At 61.9% G+C, this 22282-nt stretch carries 22 protein-coding genes and 3 pseudogenes; 15 read left to right on the top strand and 10 right to left on the bottom strand.

Going from position 1 to position 22282, the window contains the following annotated elements:
- Positions 1-98: 98 nt before the first annotated feature.
- The 5 genes and pseudogenes from HV773_RS13455 to HV773_RS13435 all read left to right on the top strand — a co-directional run.
- Positions 99-1916: an FAD-dependent oxidoreductase gene (locus HV773_RS13455; RefSeq protein WP_129563628.1), complete on the top strand. Its 1818-nt coding sequence runs from the start codon at positions 99-101 to the stop codon at positions 1914-1916.
- A gap of 201 nt (positions 1917-2117) precedes the next feature.
- Positions 2118-3071, top strand: a complete 954-nt coding sequence (locus HV773_RS13450) for an acetaldehyde dehydrogenase (acetylating) (protein WP_129563627.1) — start codon at positions 2118-2120, stop codon at positions 3069-3071.
- 13 nt (positions 3072-3084) lie between these two features.
- Complete coding sequence (gene dmpG, locus HV773_RS13445) at positions 3085-4107, top strand: 4-hydroxy-2-oxovalerate aldolase (protein ID WP_129563626.1); 1023 nt, start codon at positions 3085-3087, stop codon at positions 4105-4107.
- A gap of 125 nt (positions 4108-4232) precedes the next feature.
- The gene (locus HV773_RS13440; protein ID WP_129563625.1) at positions 4233-5018 is read left to right on the top strand and encodes an IclR family transcriptional regulator; all 786 of its coding nucleotides are present in this window, start codon (positions 4233-4235) and stop codon (positions 5016-5018) included.
- Between the two features lie 34 nt (positions 5019-5052).
- Positions 5053-5415, top strand: a pseudogene (locus tag HV773_RS13435) (DDE-type integrase/transposase/recombinase); the annotation flags it as partial.
- Between the two features lie 440 nt (positions 5416-5855).
- Here the strand turns inward: HV773_RS13435 and HV773_RS13430 are convergent.
- Complete coding sequence (locus HV773_RS13430; protein ID WP_227875493.1) at positions 5856-6407, bottom strand: winged helix DNA-binding protein; 552 nt, start codon at positions 6405-6407, stop codon at positions 5856-5858.
- A gap of 106 nt (positions 6408-6513) precedes the next feature.
- Between HV773_RS13430 and HV773_RS13425 the strand changes: the two genes are divergently transcribed.
- The 3 genes and pseudogenes from HV773_RS13425 to HV773_RS37520 form a co-directional block, all read left to right on the top strand.
- Positions 6514-7629 carry an LLM class flavin-dependent oxidoreductase gene (locus HV773_RS13425; protein WP_129563624.1) on the top strand — a complete coding sequence of 372 codons (1116 nt, stop codon included), beginning with the start codon at positions 6514-6516 and terminating at the stop codon, positions 7627-7629.
- 4 nt (positions 7630-7633) lie between these two features.
- On the top strand, positions 7634-8155 hold the full coding sequence (locus HV773_RS13420; protein WP_227875492.1) for a flavin reductase family protein: 522 nt from the start codon (positions 7634-7636) through the stop codon (positions 8153-8155).
- Positions 8156-8521: 366 nt separating this feature from the next.
- Positions 8522-8734, top strand: a pseudogene (locus HV773_RS37520) (serine protease); the annotation flags it as partial.
- 69 nt (positions 8735-8803) lie between these two features.
- On the opposite strand, the gene HV773_RS13415 reads toward HV773_RS37520, so the two are convergent.
- A complete protein-coding gene (locus HV773_RS13415; protein ID WP_246282279.1) occupies positions 8804-9100 on the bottom strand; it encodes a hypothetical protein in 297 nt (98 codons plus the stop codon).
- Between the two features lie 1453 nt (positions 9101-10553).
- On the opposite strand from HV773_RS13415, the gene HV773_RS37515 reads away from it, so the two are divergent.
- A complete protein-coding gene (locus HV773_RS37515) occupies positions 10554-10658 on the top strand; it encodes a DUF3096 domain-containing protein (RefSeq protein WP_129564419.1) in 105 nt (34 codons plus the stop codon).
- A 317-nt stretch (positions 10659-10975) separates the two neighbouring features.
- On the opposite strand, the pseudogene HV773_RS36830 reads toward HV773_RS37515, so the two are convergent.
- Positions 10976-11197: pseudogene (locus HV773_RS36830) on the bottom strand (hypothetical protein); the annotation flags it as partial.
- 181 nt (positions 11198-11378) lie between these two features.
- Positions 11379-11582, bottom strand: a complete 204-nt coding sequence (locus tag HV773_RS13400; RefSeq protein WP_028207638.1) for a cold-shock protein — start codon at positions 11580-11582, stop codon at positions 11379-11381.
- Positions 11583-12123: 541 nt separating this feature from the next.
- Between HV773_RS13400 and rpoD the strand changes: the two genes are divergently transcribed.
- From rpoD to HV773_RS13385, 3 genes are all read left to right on the top strand, one after another.
- Complete coding sequence (gene rpoD / locus HV773_RS13395; protein WP_129563620.1) at positions 12124-14112, top strand: RNA polymerase sigma factor RpoD; 1989 nt, start codon at positions 12124-12126, stop codon at positions 14110-14112.
- A gap of 160 nt (positions 14113-14272) precedes the next feature.
- Entirely contained in the window at positions 14273-14560 is a 288-nt protein-coding gene (locus HV773_RS13390; RefSeq protein ID WP_129563619.1) for a hypothetical protein, read from the top strand.
- A 108-nt stretch (positions 14561-14668) separates the two neighbouring features.
- Entirely contained in the window at positions 14669-14953 is a 285-nt protein-coding gene (locus HV773_RS13385; protein WP_129563618.1) for a hypothetical protein, read from the top strand.
- A gap of 128 nt (positions 14954-15081) precedes the next feature.
- On the opposite strand, the gene HV773_RS13380 is transcribed toward HV773_RS13385, so the two are convergent.
- Positions 15082-15321: a DUF4148 domain-containing protein gene (locus HV773_RS13380; protein WP_129563617.1), complete on the bottom strand. Its 240-nt coding sequence runs from the start codon at positions 15319-15321 to the stop codon at positions 15082-15084.
- Between the two features lie 253 nt (positions 15322-15574).
- Between HV773_RS13380 and HV773_RS13375 the strand changes: the two genes are divergently transcribed.
- The gene (locus HV773_RS13375; RefSeq protein WP_129564418.1) at positions 15575-16279 is read left to right on the top strand and encodes a gamma-glutamylcyclotransferase; all 705 of its coding nucleotides are present in this window, start codon (positions 15575-15577) and stop codon (positions 16277-16279) included.
- Here the strand turns inward: HV773_RS13375 and HV773_RS13370 are convergent.
- The 5 genes from HV773_RS13370 to HV773_RS13350 all read right to left on the bottom strand — a co-directional run bounded on the left by HV773_RS13370 (position 16266) and on the right by HV773_RS13350 (position 20899).
- Positions 16266-17177, bottom strand: a complete 912-nt coding sequence (locus HV773_RS13370; protein WP_129563616.1) for a LysR family transcriptional regulator — start codon at positions 17175-17177, stop codon at positions 16266-16268. The genes HV773_RS13375 and HV773_RS13370 overlap by 14 nt on opposite strands.
- Positions 17178-17261: 84 nt before the next feature.
- Positions 17262-18050: an enoyl-CoA hydratase/isomerase family protein gene (locus tag HV773_RS13365; RefSeq protein ID WP_129563615.1), complete on the bottom strand. Its 789-nt coding sequence runs from the start codon at positions 18048-18050 to the stop codon at positions 17262-17264.
- Between the two features lie 29 nt (positions 18051-18079).
- Positions 18080-18973, bottom strand: a complete 894-nt coding sequence (locus tag HV773_RS13360; RefSeq protein WP_129563614.1) for an alpha/beta hydrolase — start codon at positions 18971-18973, stop codon at positions 18080-18082.
- A 25-nt stretch (positions 18974-18998) separates the two neighbouring features.
- Positions 18999-20162, bottom strand: coding sequence for an alpha/beta fold hydrolase (locus tag HV773_RS13355; protein ID WP_129563613.1), 1164 nt, complete (start codon positions 20160-20162; stop codon positions 18999-19001).
- A 17-nt stretch (positions 20163-20179) separates the two neighbouring features.
- On the bottom strand, positions 20180-20899 hold the full coding sequence (locus tag HV773_RS13350; protein WP_129563612.1) for a flavin reductase family protein: 720 nt from the start codon (positions 20897-20899) through the stop codon (positions 20180-20182).
- A gap of 278 nt (positions 20900-21177) precedes the next feature.
- Here HV773_RS13350 and HV773_RS13345 point away from each other — a divergent pair, with 278 nt between their 5' ends.
- On the top strand, positions 21178-21774 hold the full coding sequence (locus HV773_RS13345; RefSeq protein WP_129563611.1) for a GNAT family N-acetyltransferase: 597 nt from the start codon (positions 21178-21180) through the stop codon (positions 21772-21774).
- 181 nt (positions 21775-21955) lie between these two features.
- On the top strand, positions 21956-22222 hold the full coding sequence (locus tag HV773_RS13340) for a hypothetical protein (protein ID WP_129563610.1): 267 nt from the start codon (positions 21956-21958) through the stop codon (positions 22220-22222).
- Positions 22223-22282: the final 60 nt, after the last annotated feature.

Raw genomic sequence — 22282 nt, 5'->3', positions numbered from 1 at the left:
ACATTAACCATTTGATTGAACCCGCACCGGCGCAAGCCGTCACGACGCGAGCGCCGCGAGGCGCCGCCGCCGGCGCACCCTATCGAGGAGTAGAAGCAATGGGCGCATCGCTGTCCAAGGTGGAAACAGAAGTGCTGATCGTCGGCGCGGGGCCGGCCGGGTCGGCCGCCGCCGCGCTGCTGGCGACCTATGGCGTCAGCACCATCATGCTGAACAAGTACGGCGGCGTCTCGAACACGCCGCGCGCGCACATCACGAATCAGCGCGCCGTGGAAGTGTTCCGGGATCTCGGGCTGGAAGCGGAGTTGCTGCAGCGCGCGACGCCGCAGCATCTGATGGGCGAGCACGTCTACGCGACGAGCCTGGCCGGGCGCGAACTCGGGCGGCTGCGCACGTGGTACACGCATCCGCATTTCAAGGCCGAGCACGATCTGGCGAGTCCTAGCCCGGTGTGCGACGTGCCGCAGGACATCCTTGAACCGATTCTTGTGAACGCGGCCGCATCGCGCGGTTCTTCGGTGCGCTTCAACACCGAGCTGCTCAGTTTCGAACAGGACGACGACGGCGTGAGCGCGCATGTGCGCGACCGTTTGAGCGGCCACGAATACGACATCCGCTGCCAGTACATGATCGGCGCGGACGGTGCGAATTCGCTCGTGATGAAACAGCTTGGCTTGCCGCTGGAAGGGCAGATGGGGCTGGGCGGATCGATCAACGTCGTGTTCGAGGCCGATCTCACGCGCTTCTGCGCGCACCGTCCCGGCGACATGTACTGGTTCGTGCAACCCGGCGTGGGCATGGGCGGCAACGGCATCGGCGTGCTGCGCATGGTGAAGCCGTGGACCCGCTGGGTTGGCGTATGGGGGTATGACGTGAACGCGGGCAAGCCGCAACTGGACCACGCCGACGGCGAGCGCATCGCGCACCAGTTGATCGGCGACGACAGCGTGCCGGTGCGGGTCGAATCGGTTTCGACGTGGACCGTCAACGACGTGTACGCCACCGACAACATGCAGGGCCGCGTCATCTGCGTTGGCGACGCGGTGCATCGCCATCCGCCGATGAACGGTCTCGGCTCGAACACTTCGATCCAGGACAGCTACAACCTTTGCTGGAAGCTGCTGCTCGTGTTGCGCGGCAAGGCCTCGCGCGCGCTGCTCGACACCTATCGCGACGAACGCGTGCCGGTGGGCCGCCAGGTGGTCAAGCGCGCGAACAAGAGCATCGGGCTCATGCCGCCGATCTTCGCCGCACTGCAACTGCCAACTACGCCCGACGAAAATTCGATGCAGGTCGTGCTCGACGCCCTCGACGCGCCAACGCCCGCAGCAGGCGAGCGCCGCCGTGCGTTCGACACCGCGCTGCAGGCGACGATCATGTGTTTCAACACGCATGGCGTGGAGCTGAACCAGCACTACGATTCGCCGGCGGTGGCGGGCGACGGGACGCCCGAGCCGGCCGCGCCGCGCGACGAGGAGGTGTACTACCACGCGACCACGCGCCCGGGCCGCCACATGCCGCACATCTGGGTCACCCGCGATCAGCAGCGTGTTTCGACCTTCGACCTCTGCGGCAAGGGCCAGTTTACGTTGCTCGTCGGCGTGCGCGGCGGCGCATGGCGCGAAGCGGCGCGGCGCGCGACGCAGCGGTTCGGCGTGCCCGTGCGGGTCCATTCGATCGGTCGCGGCTGCGACTACGAGGACAGCTACAACGACTACCGCACTCAATCGGAAGTCGAGGAGGACGGCGCGATTCTCGTGCGGCCGGATCACATGGTGGGCTGGCGGGCGGTCGATGGCTCGGGCGATCCGGGCGCGGCGCTGGAAGCGGCGCTTGCGCGGATTCTGGGGCTCGGCGAAGAGCAAAACGGCGACGGAGAACCGGGCGCGTCCGCGCAAGGCGTCGTCAGCGTTTGAGTGACATAGGGCAGCCGGTCGCGCTCATGCGCGATCGCGCGGCCTGTTATGCCCGTTGACGGGCACGAAAGCATTTACTATCATTATGCAGGAGTAAATATTGCATATTGACAGTAAATGAGGCCGGTCCTACACTGCGGTTACTGCCGGGAACGGGTGGAATCCGCCCGTGTGCCGGCTGCAATCCGTTAGAGAGGACACATGGCAACAGGGGACAAACTCAAGGCCGCCATCATCGGCTCCGGCAACATCGGCACGGACCTGATGATCAAGATCATGCGTAACAGCAAGCATCTGGAAATGGCAGCGATGGTCGGTATCGACCCGAACTCGGATGGTCTCGCGCGCGCCGCGCGCCTTGGCGTGGCGACCACGCACGAAGGCGTAGAAGGTCTGACGCGTCTGCCCGTGTTCAATGACATCGACTTCGTGTTCGACGCCACTTCGGCGGGCGCGCACATCAAGAACGACGCGCTGCTGCGCAAGCTCAATCCGTCGATCCGCGTGATCGACCTCACGCCCGCCGCGATCGGCCCATACTGCGTGCCGGTCGTGAACCTCGACGCACACATCGACGCGCCCAACGTGAACATGGTCACGTGCGGCGGCCAGGCGACGATTCCGATCGTCGCGGCCGTGTCGCGCGTCGCGAAGGTGCATTACGCGGAGATCGTCGCGTCGATCAGCAGCAAGTCGGCGGGACCGGGCACGCGTGCGAACATCGACGAATTCACCGAGACGACCTCGAAGGCCATCGAAGTGGTCGGCGGTGCGGCGAAGGGCAAGGCGATCATCGTGCTGAATCCGGCGGAGCCGCCGGTGATGATGCGCGACACCGTCTACACGCTGTCCGAACTCGCGGACCGCGAGAAGGTCGAGCAGTCGATCGAAGAAACGGTCGCGAAAGTGAACGCGTATGTGCCGGGCTATCGCCTCAAGCAGAAAGTGCAGTTCGACGAAATCCCCGCGAACGCGCCGTTGAACATTCCGGGCCTCGGCAAATTCAGCGGCCTGAAGACTTCGGTATTCCTCGAAGTAGAAGGCGCCGCGCACTATCTGCCCGCGTATGCAGGCAATCTCGACATCATGACGTCCGCGGCCCTGGCCACGGCCGAGCGTATGGCACAAACGCTTTTGAGCGTGCAAGGCGCGTAAGGAGAGCACCGACATGAGCAAGAAACTCTATATCTCCGACGTGACGCTGCGCGACGGCAGCCATGCGATCCGCCATCAGTACTCGATCCAGAACGTGCAGGACATCGCGCGCGCGCTGGACAAAGCCAGGGTCGATTCGATCGAAGTCGCGCACGGCGACGGCCTGCAAGGGTCGAGCTTCAACTACGGCTTCGGCGCGCATAGCGACCTCGAATGGATCGAGGCCGTGGCCGACGTCGTGAAGCACGCGAAGATCGCGACGCTGCTGCTGCCGGGCATCGGCACGATTCACGACCTGAAGGCGGCGTACAACGCCGGCGCGCGCATCGTGCGCGTCGCCACGCACTGCACGGAAGCCGACATCTCGAAGCAGCACATCGAATATGCGCGCGAACTGGGCATGGACACCGTGGGCTTCCTGATGATGAGCCACATGACCACGCCGGAAAATCTCGCCGTCGAAGCGAAGAAGATGGAAAGCTACGGCGCGACCTGCATCTATGTCGTGGACTCGGGCGGCGCGCTGACGATGAACGACGTGCGCGACCGGTTCCGCGCCGTCAAGGCCGTGCTCAAGCCGGAAACGCACACGGGCATGCACGCGCACCACAATCTGTCGCTGGGCGTGGCGAACTCGATCGTCGCGGTGGAAGAAGGTTGCGACCGCATCGATGCATCGCTCGCGGGCATGGGCGCGGGCGCGGGCAATGCGCCGCTCGAAGTGTTCATCGGCGCAGCGGAGCGCATGGGCTGGAACCACGGCACCGATCTCTACACGCTGATGGACGCCGCCGACGATATCGTGCGTCCGCTGCAGGATCGTCCGGTGCGCGTGGACCGCGAGACGCTCGCGCTCGGGTATGCGGGCGTGTATTCGAGCTTCCTGCGTCACTCGGAAGTGGCCGCGAAGAAGTACGACCTGAAGACGGTGGACATTCTTGTCGAACTGGGCCGTCGCCGCATGGTCGGTGGCCAGGAAGACATGATCGTGGACGTGGCGCTCGATTTGAAGAATCGCGCAACAGTAAAAGCGTAGCAACGCCTCTCGTGTGACGATCACGCCGCGCCATCTCGCGCGGCGTGATCGTTTGCGCTCCCACGGCGGTCCTCCGGGTAAAATGGCAGTCCATCAAGCCGCGCCATCCCAGTCTGACTTTAGCCATGCCGCCCCGCCTCGAACGCCAGAACGAATCCACTCGACGCCCGAATGCGAGCCAGACGCTCGTGCGCGGCCTCGAGATTGTCCAGAGCGTCGCCGCGGGCGCCGTCTCGCTGCCCGAGATCGCGCAGCGCACCGGCCTGTCGCAGAGCACCGCGCATCGGCTCGCCACCGCGCTGGTCGAAGCGCGCTATCTGCAGCACGAACCGCGCCGCGGTTATGGCCTCGGCAGCAAGCTGATCGAACTGGGCTTTCAGGCGCACCGCGAGTCGAATCTGCTGGTCACCGCGCGTCCTCACCTCGAACAGCTTGCCACGCAGACGCTCGATACGGTGCATCTCGCCGCATTCGTCGACGACGAAGTTGTCTATCTCGACAAGCTGCCGGGCCAGCGTCCAATTGAAGTGAGTTCGTTCATCGGCGGCCGCAATCCCGTTACGACGACGGGCGTGGGCAAGGCGCTGATCCTCGATCGCGGCGAGGACGAATGGTGCCGGATTCGCGCGCAGGAAGCGCAAGCGGGCCGCAACGTCCCGACGGAAGCGGCATGGCTCGAACTGATGCGGTCCTACGCCGCGCGCGGAAGCGCGTTCGATCTCGGGGAAGCTGAGCCGTCGATCCGCTGCGTGGCGGTTCCCGTGCGCGACGCGACGGCGCGCATTGTGGCGGCCATCAGCGTCACGAGCGTGGTGCAGTACATGGCGCCCGAGCGCATGGAAGCGCTTGTGCCTGTCCTGAAGGCGCAGGCGGATGCGTTCAGCGCACAACTGGGCTGGCGCCCGCGCTGAAACGACAAACCGCTTGCACGCACGGCCTTCGGCGATGGAGAAGCTCTTTCGTCGACGTAAGCACCCGTTGGGCAAGAGCTGGTGCATGGACGAAACGGACATCAAGATCAACGGCCAATGGCGATACCTGTACCGGGCCGTGGACACGGACGGCCACACGGTTGATTTCCTGCTGCGCGCCCATCGTGACATGGTCGCGGCGCGCCGGTACTTCGAGAAGGCGATCAAACGCCGGACGCGACCTATGGTGGCCTTCAAGGATTTCCGATGTGCTCGCATTCTGCTCGGAGGCATCGAGTTGAATCATTGCATCCGCAAAGGCCAATTCAATCTTGCGACGCTCGGCCTCAACGATGCCATCGCGTCCGCTGTCTGGTCTGCTGTCCTGTCTGTTTGATAGGAAACCTCCCTTTATCAACAATCCTTTTCGGATCGTCTATTTGCACCAGATCCGGTTCAGCACTTCGGTAAGTAAGAGCCAGGAAGCGTCAGCATTGCGGGTTGGGGGAGTGGTCGGGGCAGAGCTATCCGAACGCTGAACCGCTTCCGCGCTACACCGCGTCAGTGGCCGCCACGTGGCGGGGCGGAAGGGCATGAGCCGAGCCCTGCTGTTGGATGGCGTGCGAATTAGTCATGTGCACAATCGCGCGGCGCCAAAGCCGTTTTAGCACTCGCCAATCGACTGGAGGGTGTTTTCCCCTAGTCGAAATCCGTTGCAGTCGAAAATCGGCTGTTCTACGATTCGATCAAATAAATATTCAATGTGAAAATTTATTTAAAGGTGAGTTCAGGAGGGACAGACCTGCCGCGCGAGCGGGATTGCAATGCGGCACAGGCTTAGCGCCGCCGATGGAAGGTTGCGACCTCACGCGTGGCGGTTTCGTACACGCGTTCCATTTGTTCGAGGCAGGCCGTGGCGGCGGCGGCGGCTGACTGGATACCTGAAGTCGCCTCGGCCATCTTGAGCAGCACGCTGCGGCGCAGCGCTGCATAGTCTTCACATACACGCGCGCCTTCCGATGTTGTGGAGTAGTACACGCCAGTGCGCGCTGTGCCGTTTTTTTCGATCAGCCCGGACTTGATCAGCTTACGTAGTTCGTACTGCATATTAGCGACGTCTTGCCGGTTAGTCATGTGGAGCAGATCGCGAACGGTCTTGGGCCGTTCGTGCATGTAAATGACGTGCATCAGTGCGTTTTCCTGTCCGCTCAGCGCGGCACCCGTGACCGCAGCCATGCATTCGGACTGCCAGCGCGAAAATGACTGGTCGAGTCGCATGACGGCGTATTCGAGGTCGGTGATTTCGACGCTGAAATCGTCCCTGGCGAGGTGCCAACGATGTTCGGCAGTAGCGGAGTTTTTCGGGGTTATGCGTGATTTTTCGGTCATTGCGGAATCGCGCGGTTGCGGCCTGCGCCGTGGACTGGGTTTGGGAAGGCAGGGCCGCCACGAGGCAGCCCGCCGTGTAGACAAATTTTACTGTGACAGGATTGATATGAGACGAATTCTGAACACCAAAGATTTCATTCTCGGCACATTCGCGACGAACTGCTCGGGCGGGATGTCGGTGACGAAGATCGGCGAGCGTTGGGACAACTCCTGGGAGAACAACGAGAAACTCGCGGTGATGCTGGACGAAGCCGGCATCGATTTCATGCTGCCCATCGCGCGCTGGATCGGCTACGGCGGCGAGACGGACTTCCACGGCTCGGTGCTGGAAACGATGACGTGGGCGGCCGGCTTGCTCGCGAAGACACGCAACCTCACAGTCTTCGCGACCATCCACACGGCGGCCAACCACCCCGCAGTCGTGGCCAAGCAGATCGCGACGCTCGACCAGATCGGCGCGGGCCGCGCCGGCCTGAATATCGTGGCTGGCTGGAACCGCCCCGAATATGAGGCGCTCGGATTGCCGCTCGCGGCGGGCCACGACAAGCGCTATGCGTACGCGCAGGAGTGGTTCGATGTGGTGCAGAAGATCTGGACTCACGAAGGCCCGTTCAACTGGGAAGGCGAGAACTTCCAGTTGAAGAACATCTACGGCTTGCCGCGCCCGTGGAACGGCGAACGTCCGCCTATCCTGAACGCAGCGGGCTCTGGCGAGGGGCGCGATTTCGCGATCGGCAACGCGAATTTCCTGTTCACGCCGGCAATCGACCTCGAGCGCTCGTGCACGGAAGTCGCGGAACTCAAGCAGAAAGCCACCGCAGCGAACAAGGCAGTGAACGTATTGACGTTCTCGCACGTGGTCTGCCGCCCGACCGAAGTGGAGGCGCGCCAGTATCTCCAGTACTTCGCTCAGGACAATGCAGACTGGGGCGCTGTTGACAACCTCGTGGCGCTGCAGTTCGCGAATGCGCACTCGTTCCCGCACGATCTGCTCGCGCTGATCCGCGACCGCATGGCGGCCGGGCACGGCGGCTTTCCGCTCGTCGGGACGCCGCAGCAGGTTGCCGCGGGCCTGATTTCGCTTGCGGAAGCCGGATTCAAAGGCACGACGCTGTCGTTCGTCGACTATGTCAAGGAGTTCCCGTACTTCCGCGACACGGTGCTGCCGATCCTGGAGGCACACGGGTTGCGCAGCCCGCGTGAGACGCACCGTGCGGCCTGACATCGTGAACGACACTCCGGCGCTGAGCAAGCGCTTCGTGCAGGCCATGCGCGGTTTTGCGGGCGCGGTTTGCGTTGTGACAGTCGCGGACGGTCAGGAGCGCAGCGGCTTTACGGCGACCTCGGTGTCCTCGTTTTCAGCAGAACCGCCCGTGGTGGTGGCCTCGCTGAAGGCGGCCAGTTCGTCGGCGGAACTGCTTGCGCGGACGCGACGCTTCGGCGTGAACCTGCTGCGCACTGAGCATCGCGCAATTGCCGAGCGCTTTACGGGCTTTCGTGGCGAGCAGGGCGCCGCGCGCTACGGCGATGACGAGTGGGTGCAGATGACACCGGACGGCGCACCGCTCCTTGCGGACAGCGTTGTCGCCATGGACTGCGAGGCAGAGGAGTTGCTCGTGCGCCACGGGCATATTCTCGTGATCGGCCGCGTGCGTGCGCTTGCGCGCGACGAGTTCGCGCCAAGCCCGCTTGTCTACTGGCAAGGGCAGTACACAGCGCTAGCCGAAACGCTCGCAGCAGCACGCTGAGGCAGCCGCCTGCACGTTGGGACGGTTGTGTCGCGATAATAGAAGTAAGGCGTGCGAACTCCAATTTGATTGGAATGGAAGGCGGCTTTGATCTGGCATCGCCAGGGTGGCGACGGACGCCTAGTCAGGTCACTTGGAGAAGTGGCGGAACCGCGATACGGTGGTATCCACGCAAACGAAAAGCAATGGAACGGTTACAGTAGGGCGATTGAGGCGTATTTTCGAGTCCCGCTCTGGCACCAAGATCTGTTCCGGCATCTTCCGCCGGAATCCTGAAACCCGCGTTGGCGTTAAGCCGCGCGGGTTTTTTGTTTCTGGGGTGGTCCGGGTTTGAACATGGATAGCCGGTATGGCTGATTTGCGACGGCGCGAACGCACCGTGGCGGGAGCGGCGCGCCTGTGGTGACGAGCGCCGCGTTGATGCATGCGGACGGCGCGGCGCCATCGCTGCCGTGGATACTGCTTGGCGTTCACTCGTCGACCGTCGACATGGGAGCACGCGATAGAGATCTCGATGAGAGCCTGGGTCTGAACCACGCGTGGTACGCCGACGTTCTGTTGACGTTAGCGCCCAATTAGTCGGGGGGAGCGCGAACCCGGTTGCACTGGCGGGCAAATCCTGTACGGGCGGGAGGGTAGGATCAGGGGCTAGCTTGCGCTACTGGACGCCAGTTTCGTATCGGCCACGAGGCGGCGTATGACGTTCGCAGCGGCTGCGCGGTTTCGTCCTTCGAGTACTTGCGCCAGTAACTCCATGAATACGGTGAGATCGTTGCTTCCGTACCGACCACAAAATTCCCTCACGACGTCGAGGACCGCGGCCCGCTCACTGGTGACGGACAGGGTGCTGGCAATGTATGAACCGCCACGCGCGAGTTCGGCCATATAAAGCTGGCGACATGCGGCGCTAGCCACCCGCCTCGAATTTCCTTTCTTCATTTCCATTGTTCGCCCCCTTTCCTCTGATCGCTGTGTCCGGGCGTGGGCGCGGACTGTGTGTGAGCGAATCGTTCATCCTGATCTTTCGGGTAGAAGGACAGGCATCAGGCCGGTACAGTGTCCCCTGCTGTCGCGATCGGCGCAGAAGTGCTCGCGTTTGGGGTGATGGCGGACGCACTCGCATCACGTCAGGCACGGTCATGCCAGGTGCCGTCCGAACGTTCAACTGGAGGGGGCGTCATGCCAGGCTTACGGTTGATTCGCTGCGCGGTACGCTTATTCCTTATCCGATCATCGGACAAGCTGTTTCGCAACGCGTACGTACCATTCATGCGGGTTATCGGGGTGAGCGATACGTTCGCGATTGTGCCGCTAGTCTTGCTGAGTGGAGCGATGAGATGAGGCGCCCCTCATGACTCTGCCAGGAGTACCCACAAGAAGCGGGTTATTTCTTTTTTTCTGGCTTGCTGGTTGCAGTGGTTTTCGACGGTGTCGGCCACGCCCCCGCTACATCAGGAGACAGCAATTTTTTGGGTTGCTTGGGCTTCTTTGCCTCGCGGTTACCACGCAGTTGACTCTTTGCCATCATATTTCTCCTGTTTATTCAGTCGCGCGAGCAGCTGCATGTCACCATTCTCGGCTTATCGGGGTGCATTGTCGCGATTTATTTTGCAAGGAGACAACGTGACTGGATTGATCCAGTACCGCCGGACACGCATCACTCCAGAGTCGATACGTGGCCTGCGCGGGAACTAGTTGCTGGTACAGACGTATCGCCACTTGCTGGCGTTGACATCGAGGCGGGCGTCATTATCACGGCGCCGCTGGGCTCGCTCGTTGTCCGCCCTCTCCAGGGCAGCGGCGCGCGCCTTCTGCGTACTGGCGAAGTCACTCGGACTGGTGGGTGAAGCTGAGTACACTTTGGTTCGTCCGCGCATGTTGACTCCATAAGAATTTAAAAAGAGAGCTCCAATTGCGAGCTTACGTCGGCACACGTTACGGCGCGCCGAATGTCGGGCCGTCCTCACGGCGCAACCCACGTTTCGTGCTCCTGAAGATCACGGAGTGTCGCCGGGTCTGATTACTCGTTGAAATCGGCACGGTCCGGCCAATTTTCGGAGAAACGTTTCAACCGTCCGGCAAGCAGAATTAATGCAGGGCGAACGCCAACTGGACGGCGCAAGATGTTAATCGCCCCAAACTGCTGTCGGGACCGTCATATTGCGCCTCGGGAAGCCGTGTTGGCTGAAGGACTCGCACGACGTCGATGCGGAGCCGCTGGCGACAAACACACCGACCGTTATGAGCGTGCGCGCTTTACTGCAGAAAAGCAAGGGCAATCGCAATCGCTAACAGGTGACTTTCTGAGGAGCACTGCTCAGCGCCTGCGTACGGGGCGTTTCGGACTGATGGCGCGGCGGCATCCTGAAAATTGTGACAAGCACCGGCTCGCCATTCTCTGATTGCGGAAATTCGGATTCTTGTGGCTCCAATCCTTTTGAACGATATCGTCGCAATCTACCTGATTGTCATCGTGCTCTTTTTCCGCAGCCGTATTCGCTGAATCAGGCCGCGGCTGTGTTGCGCGTTCAACGGCCACGAAGGTGCCTCGGGTGTGTGGTATGTGTGCCCGTCCAGGCAGTAAGCGCAATTACGATAGTTGAATATTGCGCTCCGCACGTATTGCGGTGCTGGAAGACGAACCAGGTGGTGGGTAGACGCGTGATGACCAATATGCACGGCCGCTTTCTGTGGAATATACGGAGTGCAAATCAATACAAAAAATCGATGTTCGGCCGACACGACTCTCTATGCGGTAAACGGGGCAGAGCAATGGGTTGGCGCCCGCCTTGGGGAAGGCCTGATGCCGAAATGCGATTGGCCCCGGGTGTCGATCCAGTCGTGTCCCCAATGATCTGAAAAGCCCAGGGCTTCCTTTTCGGTGGGGAAATAGCCGGGCGAATAAAACTCGTAACGCGAACGTTTTTAGCGATCGCACGCGTGTGTAAGTGTGAGGTTCGAAGAAAGGCAACCGTCAGGAAGACGGTGAGCCGAGGGCCTGACCGCGTAACCGCGGTAGCGCCTGGCTCCAGGATTTTGCACTTTGGGCTTGTTGAAGCGGCTGGAGCCAGTCATCTCGCCGGAGAGACTGGCCGAACGGGATGCGGGGCATCGACGGCGGGCGGCTGGCGGCTTCGCCAACGTGCCACGAGATGACCAGTGAATCCTGTTCGGGAGAGAGCGTCGCCTGTGCCGCCATCGTGGCGGCACAGGCGCAGATGACTTACAGCGGGGTGATGTTGGATGCCTGCATGCCCTTGGGGCCGCGCTTCGTTTCGTAGCTGACCTTCTGGCCTTCTGCGAGGGTCTTGAAGCCGTCGCCGCGAATTTCCGAGAAATGTGCGAACAGATCATCGCCACCCGCGTCGGGCGTGATAAATCCAAAACCCTTGCTGTCGTTAAACCACTTTACGGTACCGGTGTCCATGGAATTCTCCTGAAAATGAACAGATGTAGGTGCGCTCCCGAAGAACGCGGAGAGAAAGGATCAAGGAGGGAGAGGACAGCGAATACCGCAGCGTGCGGTGAATGATGAGCATCAATCGCGCTTCTTGAAGACTTCAGCGGACCACGTTACCCAGGATTGCGTTCAAAGTCAAGATATCTCCGTTTGAGGCTGCCGCCGGAGGGTCGCCCTGTCCGCATTGCCCGCTTGTGGGCCGGATGCTCGCGCACACGCAGGGTGGGACGTCGGGCGTCCGTGCTGGTGCGTCGTTTCCGCCCTTTCCCGCCCCTTCCGCCCGTGTCGCCACCTGTGCTGCCAGGTCGATATTCGTATTGCACGTTGCGTCACATGACGACGTCCGGTATTATTTAGGATTCCCCCATTCTGCGCTCCGGATCCCGCCGGGGCGTCCCAGCCTCGTTTGTCCGAGCGTCATTTCACGATTCCGTTTGCACCCCGACAGTCAACTTGATCTGCCGTCCTGCCTGCGACGATCGTCAGCCAACCTGTCGAGGAGAACGTATTGGCAAATCCAGTTCGTGACGATTTAGCATCCCCCGTGATCGCGATTGCACCAAAGGCCAGCCGCCACGCGGCAAAGGGAAAGCCCCGCGCCGTCGAAGTGCCGCGAGACATAGAGGCAATCGCACGACAGGATGAAGAGCGACAACGCCAGATGCGCGCACTGATCACGCTTGGCCGCGAGCGCGGTTATCTCACGCACGTGGACATCAACGATCACCTGGCAGACGACTTTGCGCAGACTGTCGCGATGGAAGCGATTGTCAGCACGTTCAGCGACATGGGCGTGGCGGTGTACGAGCAAGCGCCGGACGCGGCGACGCTCCTGTTGAGCGGCGCCGCGTCCGCCGTGGCATCCGACGATCAGGCGGTCGAGGAAGCGGAAGCCACACTGTCGACCATCGATTCCGAATACGGCCGCACGACAGACCCGGTGCGGATGTACATGCGAGAGATGGGAGCCAGAGAGCTGCTGACCCGAGCCGGCGAAGTCGAGATCGCGAAACGCATCGAGTGCGGCATGCAGGACATGATTCAGGCGATTGCCGCATGTCCGTTGGTCGTGGCCACCATTCTTGCCGATGTAGACCGCGTCATTGCCGGAGACCTGCGTATCGATGAACTGGTCGCTGGCGTCGGCGACGACGTGAGCGGGAACGCAAGGACGCTGGACTCCGAAGAAAATGAAGCGGAACCATCCGTATGCGGCGATGACCCGGATGGTGACGAAGCTGGAGCGGACGCCGGCGATCCCGAGGCAGCGCACGCAGCGCGTCTGGAGCAGCTCACGAACGACAGTCTCGCAGTCTTCGCTCGTGTGCGGGCACTCTTCGAGCAGATGCCGAATGCGCCTGCTAGCGGGAACCCAGGACCCGTAGTCGATGCGCGAGTGCGCGTGGAGGTCCAGCGCGAACTGACGTCGATCCGCTTTACGCCGAAAATCATTGATCGCCTGTGTGCCAGCGTGCAGGAACAGGTTACGGAGGTTCGTGCGATCGAGCGCAGTATCCTCGAGATCGCGGTTGGCCGCTGCGGTATGCCTCGCGAGTCGTTTGTCGAGTCGTTCCCGGGCCACGAGACCGACCCTCAATGGGCGAGCCGCGTGGCAGCTAATTCATGCCAGTTTGGCGCGGCGCTCGAGCGACATCTGCCTGCCATTCAGGCCGGGCAGCAGAAACTCACCGACATCGAAGCGAGGGTTTCGCTGCCGCTGCAGCAACTCAAGGAGATCAACCGCGCAATGGGCGCCGCGGAGTTGAGAATGCGGCAAGCCAGGCGGGAGATGATCGAAGCGAATCTTCGTCTCGTCATTGCAATCGCCAAGAAATATGTGAATCGCGGCTTGCCGTTCCTGGATCTCATCCAGGAAGGCAATATCGGTCTGATGAAGGCGGTGGACAAGTTCGAATACCGCCGTGGCTGGAAGTTTTCGACGTATGCCACATGGTGGGTCCGGCAGGCTGTCGGGCGTGCGATTGCCGATCAAGGGCGAACCATTCGCCTCCCGGTGCACGTGATCGAGATGATCAACAAGCTGAACCGCATGTCTCGCGAAATCAAGCAACAGACGGGACAGAGTGCGCATCCCGCTTTCCTTGCCACGCGTATGGAGATGTCTGAGGATAAAGTGCGAGGCCTCCTCAGGGCCGCGAGGCAACCCGTGTCGCTTGAAACTCCGGTGGGCGACGATGCGGACGCGACGCTCGGAGACATGATTGAAGATGTCGCCGCGGGCTCACCGGCCGAGGCAGCGATTCATGCGAACATGTGCGCCGCAATCGATGCGGCCCTGGACGGACTTCCGCCCCGGGAGGCCAAGATCCTGCGGATGCGTTTCGGGCTCGATACGACCACCGGCCACACGCTTGGCGAGGTAGGCAAGCAGTTCAACGTGACCCGGGAGCGGATCCGCCAGATCGAGAGCCAGGCGATGCGCACACTGAGGGATCCCGGTAACGCTGACAAGTTGAGGCCCTTTCTTGAGCGGTGAATCCAGTTTCATTGGTCAACCCGCTCCTGTTCAAACTTCCGTTCTCCCTCTGAGCGGGCTTCGCGTTTAGCGTAGGTTTGAATTCACGAGGGTAGGTCTACGCTCCCCCTACGCTGATCGTTTCAGGGTATAGTGAGTCGTCCCCCGTGGAGTGAGCAAAATGCCGGCACAGCAGCTTCTTCTCTACAAGGGGTATGAACTTCATCCCCTCGTCTTCGCCCGCACATTCAGTCGGTTTGACGGACATTCCCGTTACGCCGAAGGGTATGACATTGCGGTACGCATATCTCGCCCTGGGGCGATAGCAACCTCCGCCGAAAGCCGTGTTTTCAGGCTGGACCGAACCCACGCGCTCACCGACTTCGGCACGGCAAGGCGTGCCGCCTGGCAGCAGGGAAAGGACATTATCGACGGAAAGGTGAGCGGGGCTTCGGTCGCGGACATGTGAAAGTGCTGCTGGCGTGGCATCCGCTGATTTTGTCAAGTAGACGCATCGGCCGGCCGCAGCGGCGCGCGAAACTGTGCGCCTCCATTCTTCCGAACGGGTACCGCCTCCATGCAAAGTGATCGCGACGCGATTCCGCACTACCTCGTTTTACGCGCTGGCTGTGCACCGTATGTTCTGAATGCTAACCGCCATGTTCTGCGCCGTGAGGCAAGCCTTCTCCTGCGCGCGTTCGCGAGAACCCGCGGCACGCCGACCTCAATCGCGGACGACGCGTGGAACGATTTTTCGGGCCTGGAATCCGTTTCGATCGTTGAGCGCATGGACATGCGGGCCTACGCACTGGTTCAAGGGATTGAGAGCGAACATCAGCTCCGGCTACTGTCCGCTCTCTGACTGCATCAACTCGCGCATCCATTGCGGGTGGTGAGTTCATCCACTAATGCGTACGTTTGCCGGTCCACGATTCCCGGGGCGGTTCATCCTTCCACGAGTGACTTCGTTATTAAATCGGCCAGTCGAATCTACTTGCGGCTGGATACATCGGCCTGCGCGTAATGATCGTGCTGGCGCGCGATTTTTTCTTTGGCGGCCTGCAGGCTTTCCATGTAGTAGTAATCCATCGGGTTGTATCCGGCGCGCTCGAGTTCCTTGAGTTCGTTGCGAACCTGTGCGCGCGTCAGCGGTTGGGCTTCCTGAGCAAAAGCGAGGGCCGGTGCTGCGAGGGCCGATGCAATGACAATGGCTTGAATCAGGGCTTTCATGACGATCACCTCCGGAATATTGGGCAAGGCGACTTGTGTTTCAGTCGTTGAGCGAAGCTTAGGAGCGAACCGCAACGCAATAAATGCCCGCCATCCCAATTCAATATTCCGTCTTGAACAACAGTGCTTGAACGGCTGTGCCGCGCGCACTATTTCGTTCGCGACAAAAGCGCATTGTTTGCGCCCCGCTTCCTCGTCATGGCAGCGCGGCTTACAGTCGTTTCACCACAACGACGAATATGCCTTCCCACCCATGTCCGACGATCGACACACTCCCGATCCCGAATACGAGATCACGCGCGAGCGCCTGGCGCGAGGCACGTTGCTTCAAGCGTTGCGCGCGGATCCGCCGCCCGGTATGACGGTTCGAAGCGACGCGGAACTCGAACGCACCTTGGAAGCCACGCTCGAGCATCATGAACGCGGACGCGATCTCCACGTCTTCGGCTACGGTTCGTTGATGTGGAATCCGGCGCTCGATTTCGCCGGTACGTCTGTCGCGCGAATCGACGGCTGGCATCGGGCGTTCTGCCTGCGGCTAGTGGCTGCGCGTGGCACGCCCGAGCAACCCGGCGCAATGCTCGCGCTCGACCGCGGCGGCCTGTGTGATGGCGTGCTGTACCGAATCGACGCCGCCAAGGTCGAATCGGAATTGCGATTGCTATGGCGTCGCGAAATGCTGTCCGATTCGTACGAACCGGAATGGATCACGGCGAAGTCTGGCAACCAGTCGATTCGCGCGCTCACGTTCGTCGTCAACCGCTTGCATAGCCGCTACCTCGGCGGATACTCGCTTGAGCGGGTCGCGCATCTGATCCGTACAGGCCGTGGCCCGCTTGGCACTTCGCAGGACTATTTCGACTCGACCGTGCAAGCGCTAGAGCGCTTCGGTCTGTATGACGCCGGCATCGAGCGACTCCTGTGCAAGATCCGCGACGCCGAAATTAACGGCGTTTGAGATACTCGTCGCGCTCGAACAATTCGATAACCCAGTCGATGAAAACGCGCACTTTGGCACTCAGGTAGCGATTGGGCGCATAGATCACATAAATCGGATTAGGGCGGGGCTGCCATTCTTCGAGTATCGGCACGAGGGTGCCTGCTGCGACCGCGTCGCGCACCGAATAGGATGGCGCCTGAATGATGCCGAGGCTCGCGTGCCCCGCTGCGAGGTAGGCGTTCGTATCGTTCACGACAAGCCGATGATCGAGCGCGAGATCGTTTCTCTTGCCGTCGTCCGAAAACTGGAATGGCAGCGAGCGGCCGCCGCGAGACGGGATCATGCCGAGCGTCGGCAGATCGCGCAATTGCTCCGGCGAGGCGGGCGTGCCGTGCGCCGCGAGGAGTGCGGGCGTCGCGCAGGTCGTGAAGCCGAAGCTGCCGATCTGCCGCGCAACCAGCGACTGCTCGTCGACCTCTCCCGCGCGTATCGCACAGTCAATGCCTTCGGCGATCAGGTCGGTGCGCCGGTTGCCGATATCGAGTTCGATCTCGACATCGGGGTAGGCGTCGTAGAAGCCGGCGAGCGCGGGCATGAGCACCAGCGTGCCGATTGCGGCGGCCGTATCCACGCGAATCTTGCCGGACGGCTTCGCGCGGGCGTGGGTCGTCGACGATTCGATTTCGGCGAGGTCGGCGAGCAGGCGCACGACGCGTTCGTAATAGATCGCCCCTTCCGGCGTGACCGTCACCGAGCGCGTGGTGCGATGCAGCAGGCGAACCTGGAGGTCTTCTTCGAGCTTCTGGATCAGCCGCGTCAGCGTCGCATTCGGCATGTCGAGCGTATCGGCGGCCTTCGTGAAGGTGCCCGCTTCCACGACGCGGACGAAGGCGGTCATCGCAGCGATGCGGTCCATGGCGCGCCACTCCCGTAGAGAGATGAGTTGCCATTAAACCGCAATCCACCGGCCTGTGGGTCGCAGCGGGGTGACAGCGGGTAGTTAGCGCCCGTTGAAGTCCATCGCCGGGCGCGGCCGCCCTTCGTTGAGCGCATCGACCGCCGAGCGGATGCCGCGTCTTGCGTCGTCGGTTTCGAACAGCGGCATGGCGATGCCGGACATGGCTCTATCCGCGACCGCAACGCCGCCTTCCGCCCAGATGCGCAACAGTGCCTTGTGCGCCGCATAAGCGCGAGTGGGGCCGGCAGCGGCCTTACGCGCGAAGTCGGACGCTTGCGCCATGAGTTCCTCATCGGCCACGACGCGATTGACGACGCCGTAGCGTTCCATCGTCGTCGCGGGGACTTTCTCGGATGTGAGCGCCCACTCGGATGCGCGCGCGTGCCCCGCGCGTTCCGCGACCCGATAAATGCCGCCGAGCACGGTGACGATCCCGAGCGTTTGCTCCGGATGCCCGAACCGCGCGGATTCGGCCGCGAAGATCACGTCGGCCCGCAAGGCGAGCTCGAAGCCGCCGCCGAAGCACAGCCCCTGAACCGCCGCGATGACCGGTATCGGCAGATTCTCGAAGCGGTTGAACACGGACAGGTAGTGCTCGAAACGGGCCTGCAGTTCACGCAGGCTCGCGTCCGGCCAGGTCATGATGTCCCCGCCGAACGAGAAGTTTTCTCCAACGCTGCGCAAGAGCACCGCGCGCGCGTCGCTGCGCTCGATTGCGGTGACGGCGTCGGCGAGTTCGTTGATCATCTGATCGTCGATGCGGTTTTGCGGAGGGCGGTCGATGATGATCGTCGCGAGTCCGTTGTCGAAATGGACAGTAAGATGGGACATGGAAATATCCTTGTTCGTAATCCTGAGTGTTATGCGAGATGCTGACGGAACCACGCGATCGCGGCCTCGCTTGCACGCGAGAATTGCGACAAATATGGGTCGAAATGGCCGCCTTCGATCGTCACAAGTTGCTTCGGCTGCAGTGCGCGTTCGTAGGCCGCGAGTTCGAGATCGGTCAGCGTGATCGCGTCGCGCGTTGCGACCACCATCAGCAGCGGTGTCGGCGAGACGCGTGCGATCCAGTGCCCCGGTTCGTACATGCGTGCGGCGCGCGTCGAGCGCACGGTCACGTCGTTTTGCCACGCGCCTTCGGGCAGCGGTTGCAGATAGAAGTCGATCGCGTCCTTCGCGCGATACGAGGCAGGCACCGCCGGGTCGGCGCTGACGATGGCCTGGCGGCGGGGCGGTTCGCCGCGCAGTTGAGCACGTTCGTCGGCGGAGAACGCTTCCTCGATTGCAGCGACCTGATCCGGCGGAATACGGCGCAGCCCTTGTTCGTAGCCGCTGATGGTCGGCACCTGGGCCACGACGCAACGCAAGCGCCGGTCCGTCGCGCCAAGCACGATTGCATGGCCGCCCGCATAGCTCGTTCCCCACAGACCGATGCGCGCCGAATCGACGTATTCGAGACTTTCGAGGAAGCTGATCGCGCGCCGCCAATCGGCAATCTGGCGCCACGGGTCGATGTCGTGACGCGGCAAGCCCTCGCTTGCGCCGAAGCCGCGATGGTCGTGCAGCAGCACCACGAAGCCGGCTTCGGCGAACGCGCTCGCGAACGGTTCGAGCCCGTGCTGCTTGATGCCGGCGTAGCCGTGTGCCATCGTGATGGCCGGGTGGCGTCCTTCGCCGGGCGGCGTGAACAGCCAGCCGCGCAACTTGATGCCGCCATCGACTTCGAACTCCACGTCGGTGCGATTGATCATTTTCGATCTCCTGGATGGGCGCGAGTTACGCGCCCGAATAGAAAAAACTTGCGTCGATCTGCCCGTTCAGGCGACGCGCAAGCTCTGCCGAGAATTTGAGCGCGCCGCCGAGAGGGCGATGGTGGATCGCGATATGAACGATCTTGCCAGCGGGGTTTTTCGTGAGCACGGTGACGCCGCGCATGCGTTCGCCGCCGAAGGCCAGGACTTCCCACTCGAGATAATCGCGCGAGTCTTTGCGCGCTTCATGCGTGAAGGCGAGCGCCTCATAGATCTTGCTTGCCGTGGTCATGATGGCTTTCACCCGCTCGATGCCCGCGACTGGCCTTGCGAGCACGCTGGCTTCGAGCACGACTTCCGGCGCGAACGCATCGCTGAACGTGTCCTCGGACTTCTGCTCGAATGCGCGCGTCCATCCCTGTGGTGTAACCGATGTCGATTCGACGTTCGCGAGAAACGATTGGAGCGCATGCACGACCGCAACCGCTTGCTCGACATGCGGCCAGTGGCCCGCGCGTTCGATCGATACGACCTCGGGCGATGCAAAGCGCGGTGTCACGCCCGATGCAATCAGATCGGCATTGATGAACGCGTCGCCTTCGCCGCGCATGATCAGCACGGGGCCGCGATAGCGGGCGGGCTCCGGACCCTCCGGATGACCCTCGTTCCACAGATCGGCGAATGTGCCCACCGCTGCGGGAGCGACGCGGTCCCCGAGCTGGCCGAGGCGTTCGAGTTGTGCGTCGTCGAGGTTCGCCGCCAGGCTGCGGCGCAGTTCGCGCTGCGCAGCCGGATTGCCGCCGGCCGCGTGGAATGCACGGATCACGTCGGGCGGCAGGCCGGCGCCGCGTAGCGGCACGGGCGTCAGCAGCACGAGGCCGCGCACCTGCTCGCCGAGCCGCGCCGCAACAAGCTCGGCGATCTGCGCACCCATGCTGTGCCCGACGAGCACGACCGGACGCCGCGGACCCGATAGCGCGCGTACCTGAGTCGCGACATCGTCTGCGAAACGCTCGAGGCTATACGGACCGGGTTCGCTTGCGCGCGCCCCCATCCCCGGAAGATCGACGCACAGCGCGTTGCTGGCGCGCGCGCCAAGCTCGCTGACGACGTCGTCCCACGCATCGGCGCCGTCGAGAAAACCGTGGATGAATACGAGCACGGGTTGGGTCGAATGAGTCGAATTCATGCTGCTCTCCTGCTGGGTCAAATGGCTGGGCGCGTAGCGCCGGAAGCCGACCAGTTCTTCGCGTCGATGGGGGAATATCCGTCTTCGAGGCCGTCGAGTCGCCCCATGCGTTTGTTCTGCAGTTTCGCGAGCACTTGCGGATCGAGCGGTGTCGTGAACGCGTTTTGGGTGACCGTATATTCGGCGGCGAGGCGGCCGACCGCCTGCAGCGCGGCGGTGTCGATGCGGCCCCGGTCGAGATAGAGATCGTCGCGAATCTGGAAACGCAGGACTTCACCAAAGATCACGTGATCGTGGTGGTCGCCAATCGGAATGATCCGCTCGAGCCGGCATTCGAACGCGATGGGCGCAGCCTTCACGCGAGGAGGTCGGACCGTGAGCGAAGGTGCTTTTTCAAGGCCGACGGCGTCGAACTCGTCGACATCGGAAGGGAATTCGAATGCGCTGCGATGCAGCGCGTCGGCGAGTTCGAGGTTCGGAATATTGACGACGAATTCGCCGGTGTCGCGGATGTTGACGAAGGTGTCCTTGAGCGTGACGCCATCGGAGCGCGGCTGCATCGAGAGCGACACCATCGGCGGCTTGCGTCCGACCACGGTGAAGAACGAGATGGGAGCGAGATTCGCGACGCCGTCGCGGGAAACGGTGCTGACCCACGCAATCGCACGCGGCAGAATCGAGCCGATCAGTAACTTGTAATTCGCGGCGGCGTCTTGAGTGGAAGGGTCGACGATCATGACGTTGGTTCCTTGAGAGATGCCGGATAAGCGTCATCCGGGTTTGATGCAACTGTAGAAAACGTCACGCGGCGGAGTAAGAGGGCAACGACGAATGCGGCATTCATGATTGAACAATAATCGGCATTATTGATTCGAATGAAAAACCGCTTTGATCCGGCGCCGCTTGGGTAGCAACGAGCGCATTGCTAGACTGGACACAACATGAAGCGCCTGTTTGTGGCGGCTTCGCTTGAACCCCGAACGGAAACGGGCGGGAACACAAGGCGGAGGCAGGGATGAATGCGACCGGTATCGATCGGACTTCTTATCAAGGCGTTGTGCCGGATGCGCCGGCGCAAAGCATCCGTCACGTCTGGGAAGCGAACGACGGAACGTCGGTGCTCCTGCGCGCCATCGAATGCGGCGATCTGGAGATCGAACGCGGCTTCGTCAATCGGCTGTCGAAACAGAGCCGCTACATGCGGCTGATGTCGGGGCGAGTGCCGACCGAGGGCGAGTTGTATCGTTGGACCCATATCGATCGCCAGCGCGAAGGCGCGGTAATCGCAACGATTTTGGCCGATGGTTGCGAGCAGCTAATCGGCGTCGCGCGCTATGCGATGAACGAAGATGAATTCGATATTGCCGAATGCGCGATCGTGATCGACGACGCATGGCACCGGCAGGGACTGGGCTATTCGCTGATGTCGAGCCTTGTCGACCTTGCCGCGCGCTCGGGCGTGAAGCGGCTGCTCGGCACCATGTTGAGCGAGAACGGCGCGATGAGCGGTCTCGCACGCAAGCTCGGATTCAAACTGTCCCGCGATCGGGAAATGGCGTTCGTGACGAATCTGCTGCTCGATCTGGATACTCGATACCACGCGGTGCAATAGCCTTCGTGCGATTTCCTTGGGGCACCGATCAATTAGTCATGCCTGGTTGATGCGCCGCCACAATATTTGCTGCATAGCCGCATATTCTGTCGAAAGGCGCGTGTCAGGGATTTCACCAAGTTTGCGTGCGGCGGCTGCCGTGCGACTCTATGTCTCAGTGCCATTCCCTATGGAGGTAGGCATGCAAGGCGAGACGCTCAAGAATGAAAGGGCCGCTGTTTTTCTGAACCGGTCAGCGTTGTGTCTGCTGATATTGCCAGTTGCGTGCCTGGTTTGGGCGCTCCAGGCGTACCCTCCACAAGATGCGTATTGGCTTAGCTTCGTCTTTGCCACCTTCGTTTGGCCGTTCGCCGGGATTCTTTTTATCGTCTCGGCAGGTTTCCATACCGGCACGCCCGGTCAGCAGCCGAAAAAGCGTGCCGGATGGCGCGCGGCGCATGGGCATTAATTTAGGGCCTGTTATTGGTGTGAGCAGGTCCTGGCCCCTTGGGGCGCACTTTCGCGCCCC

Source organism: Paraburkholderia caffeinitolerans (assembly GCF_902859945.1).
GTDB classification, from domain to species: domain Bacteria; phylum Pseudomonadota; class Gammaproteobacteria; order Burkholderiales; family Burkholderiaceae; genus Paraburkholderia; species Paraburkholderia caffeinitolerans.
Note: the sequence above shows the minus strand (reverse complement) of the source record. Positions and strands in the feature narration are given on the sequence as shown.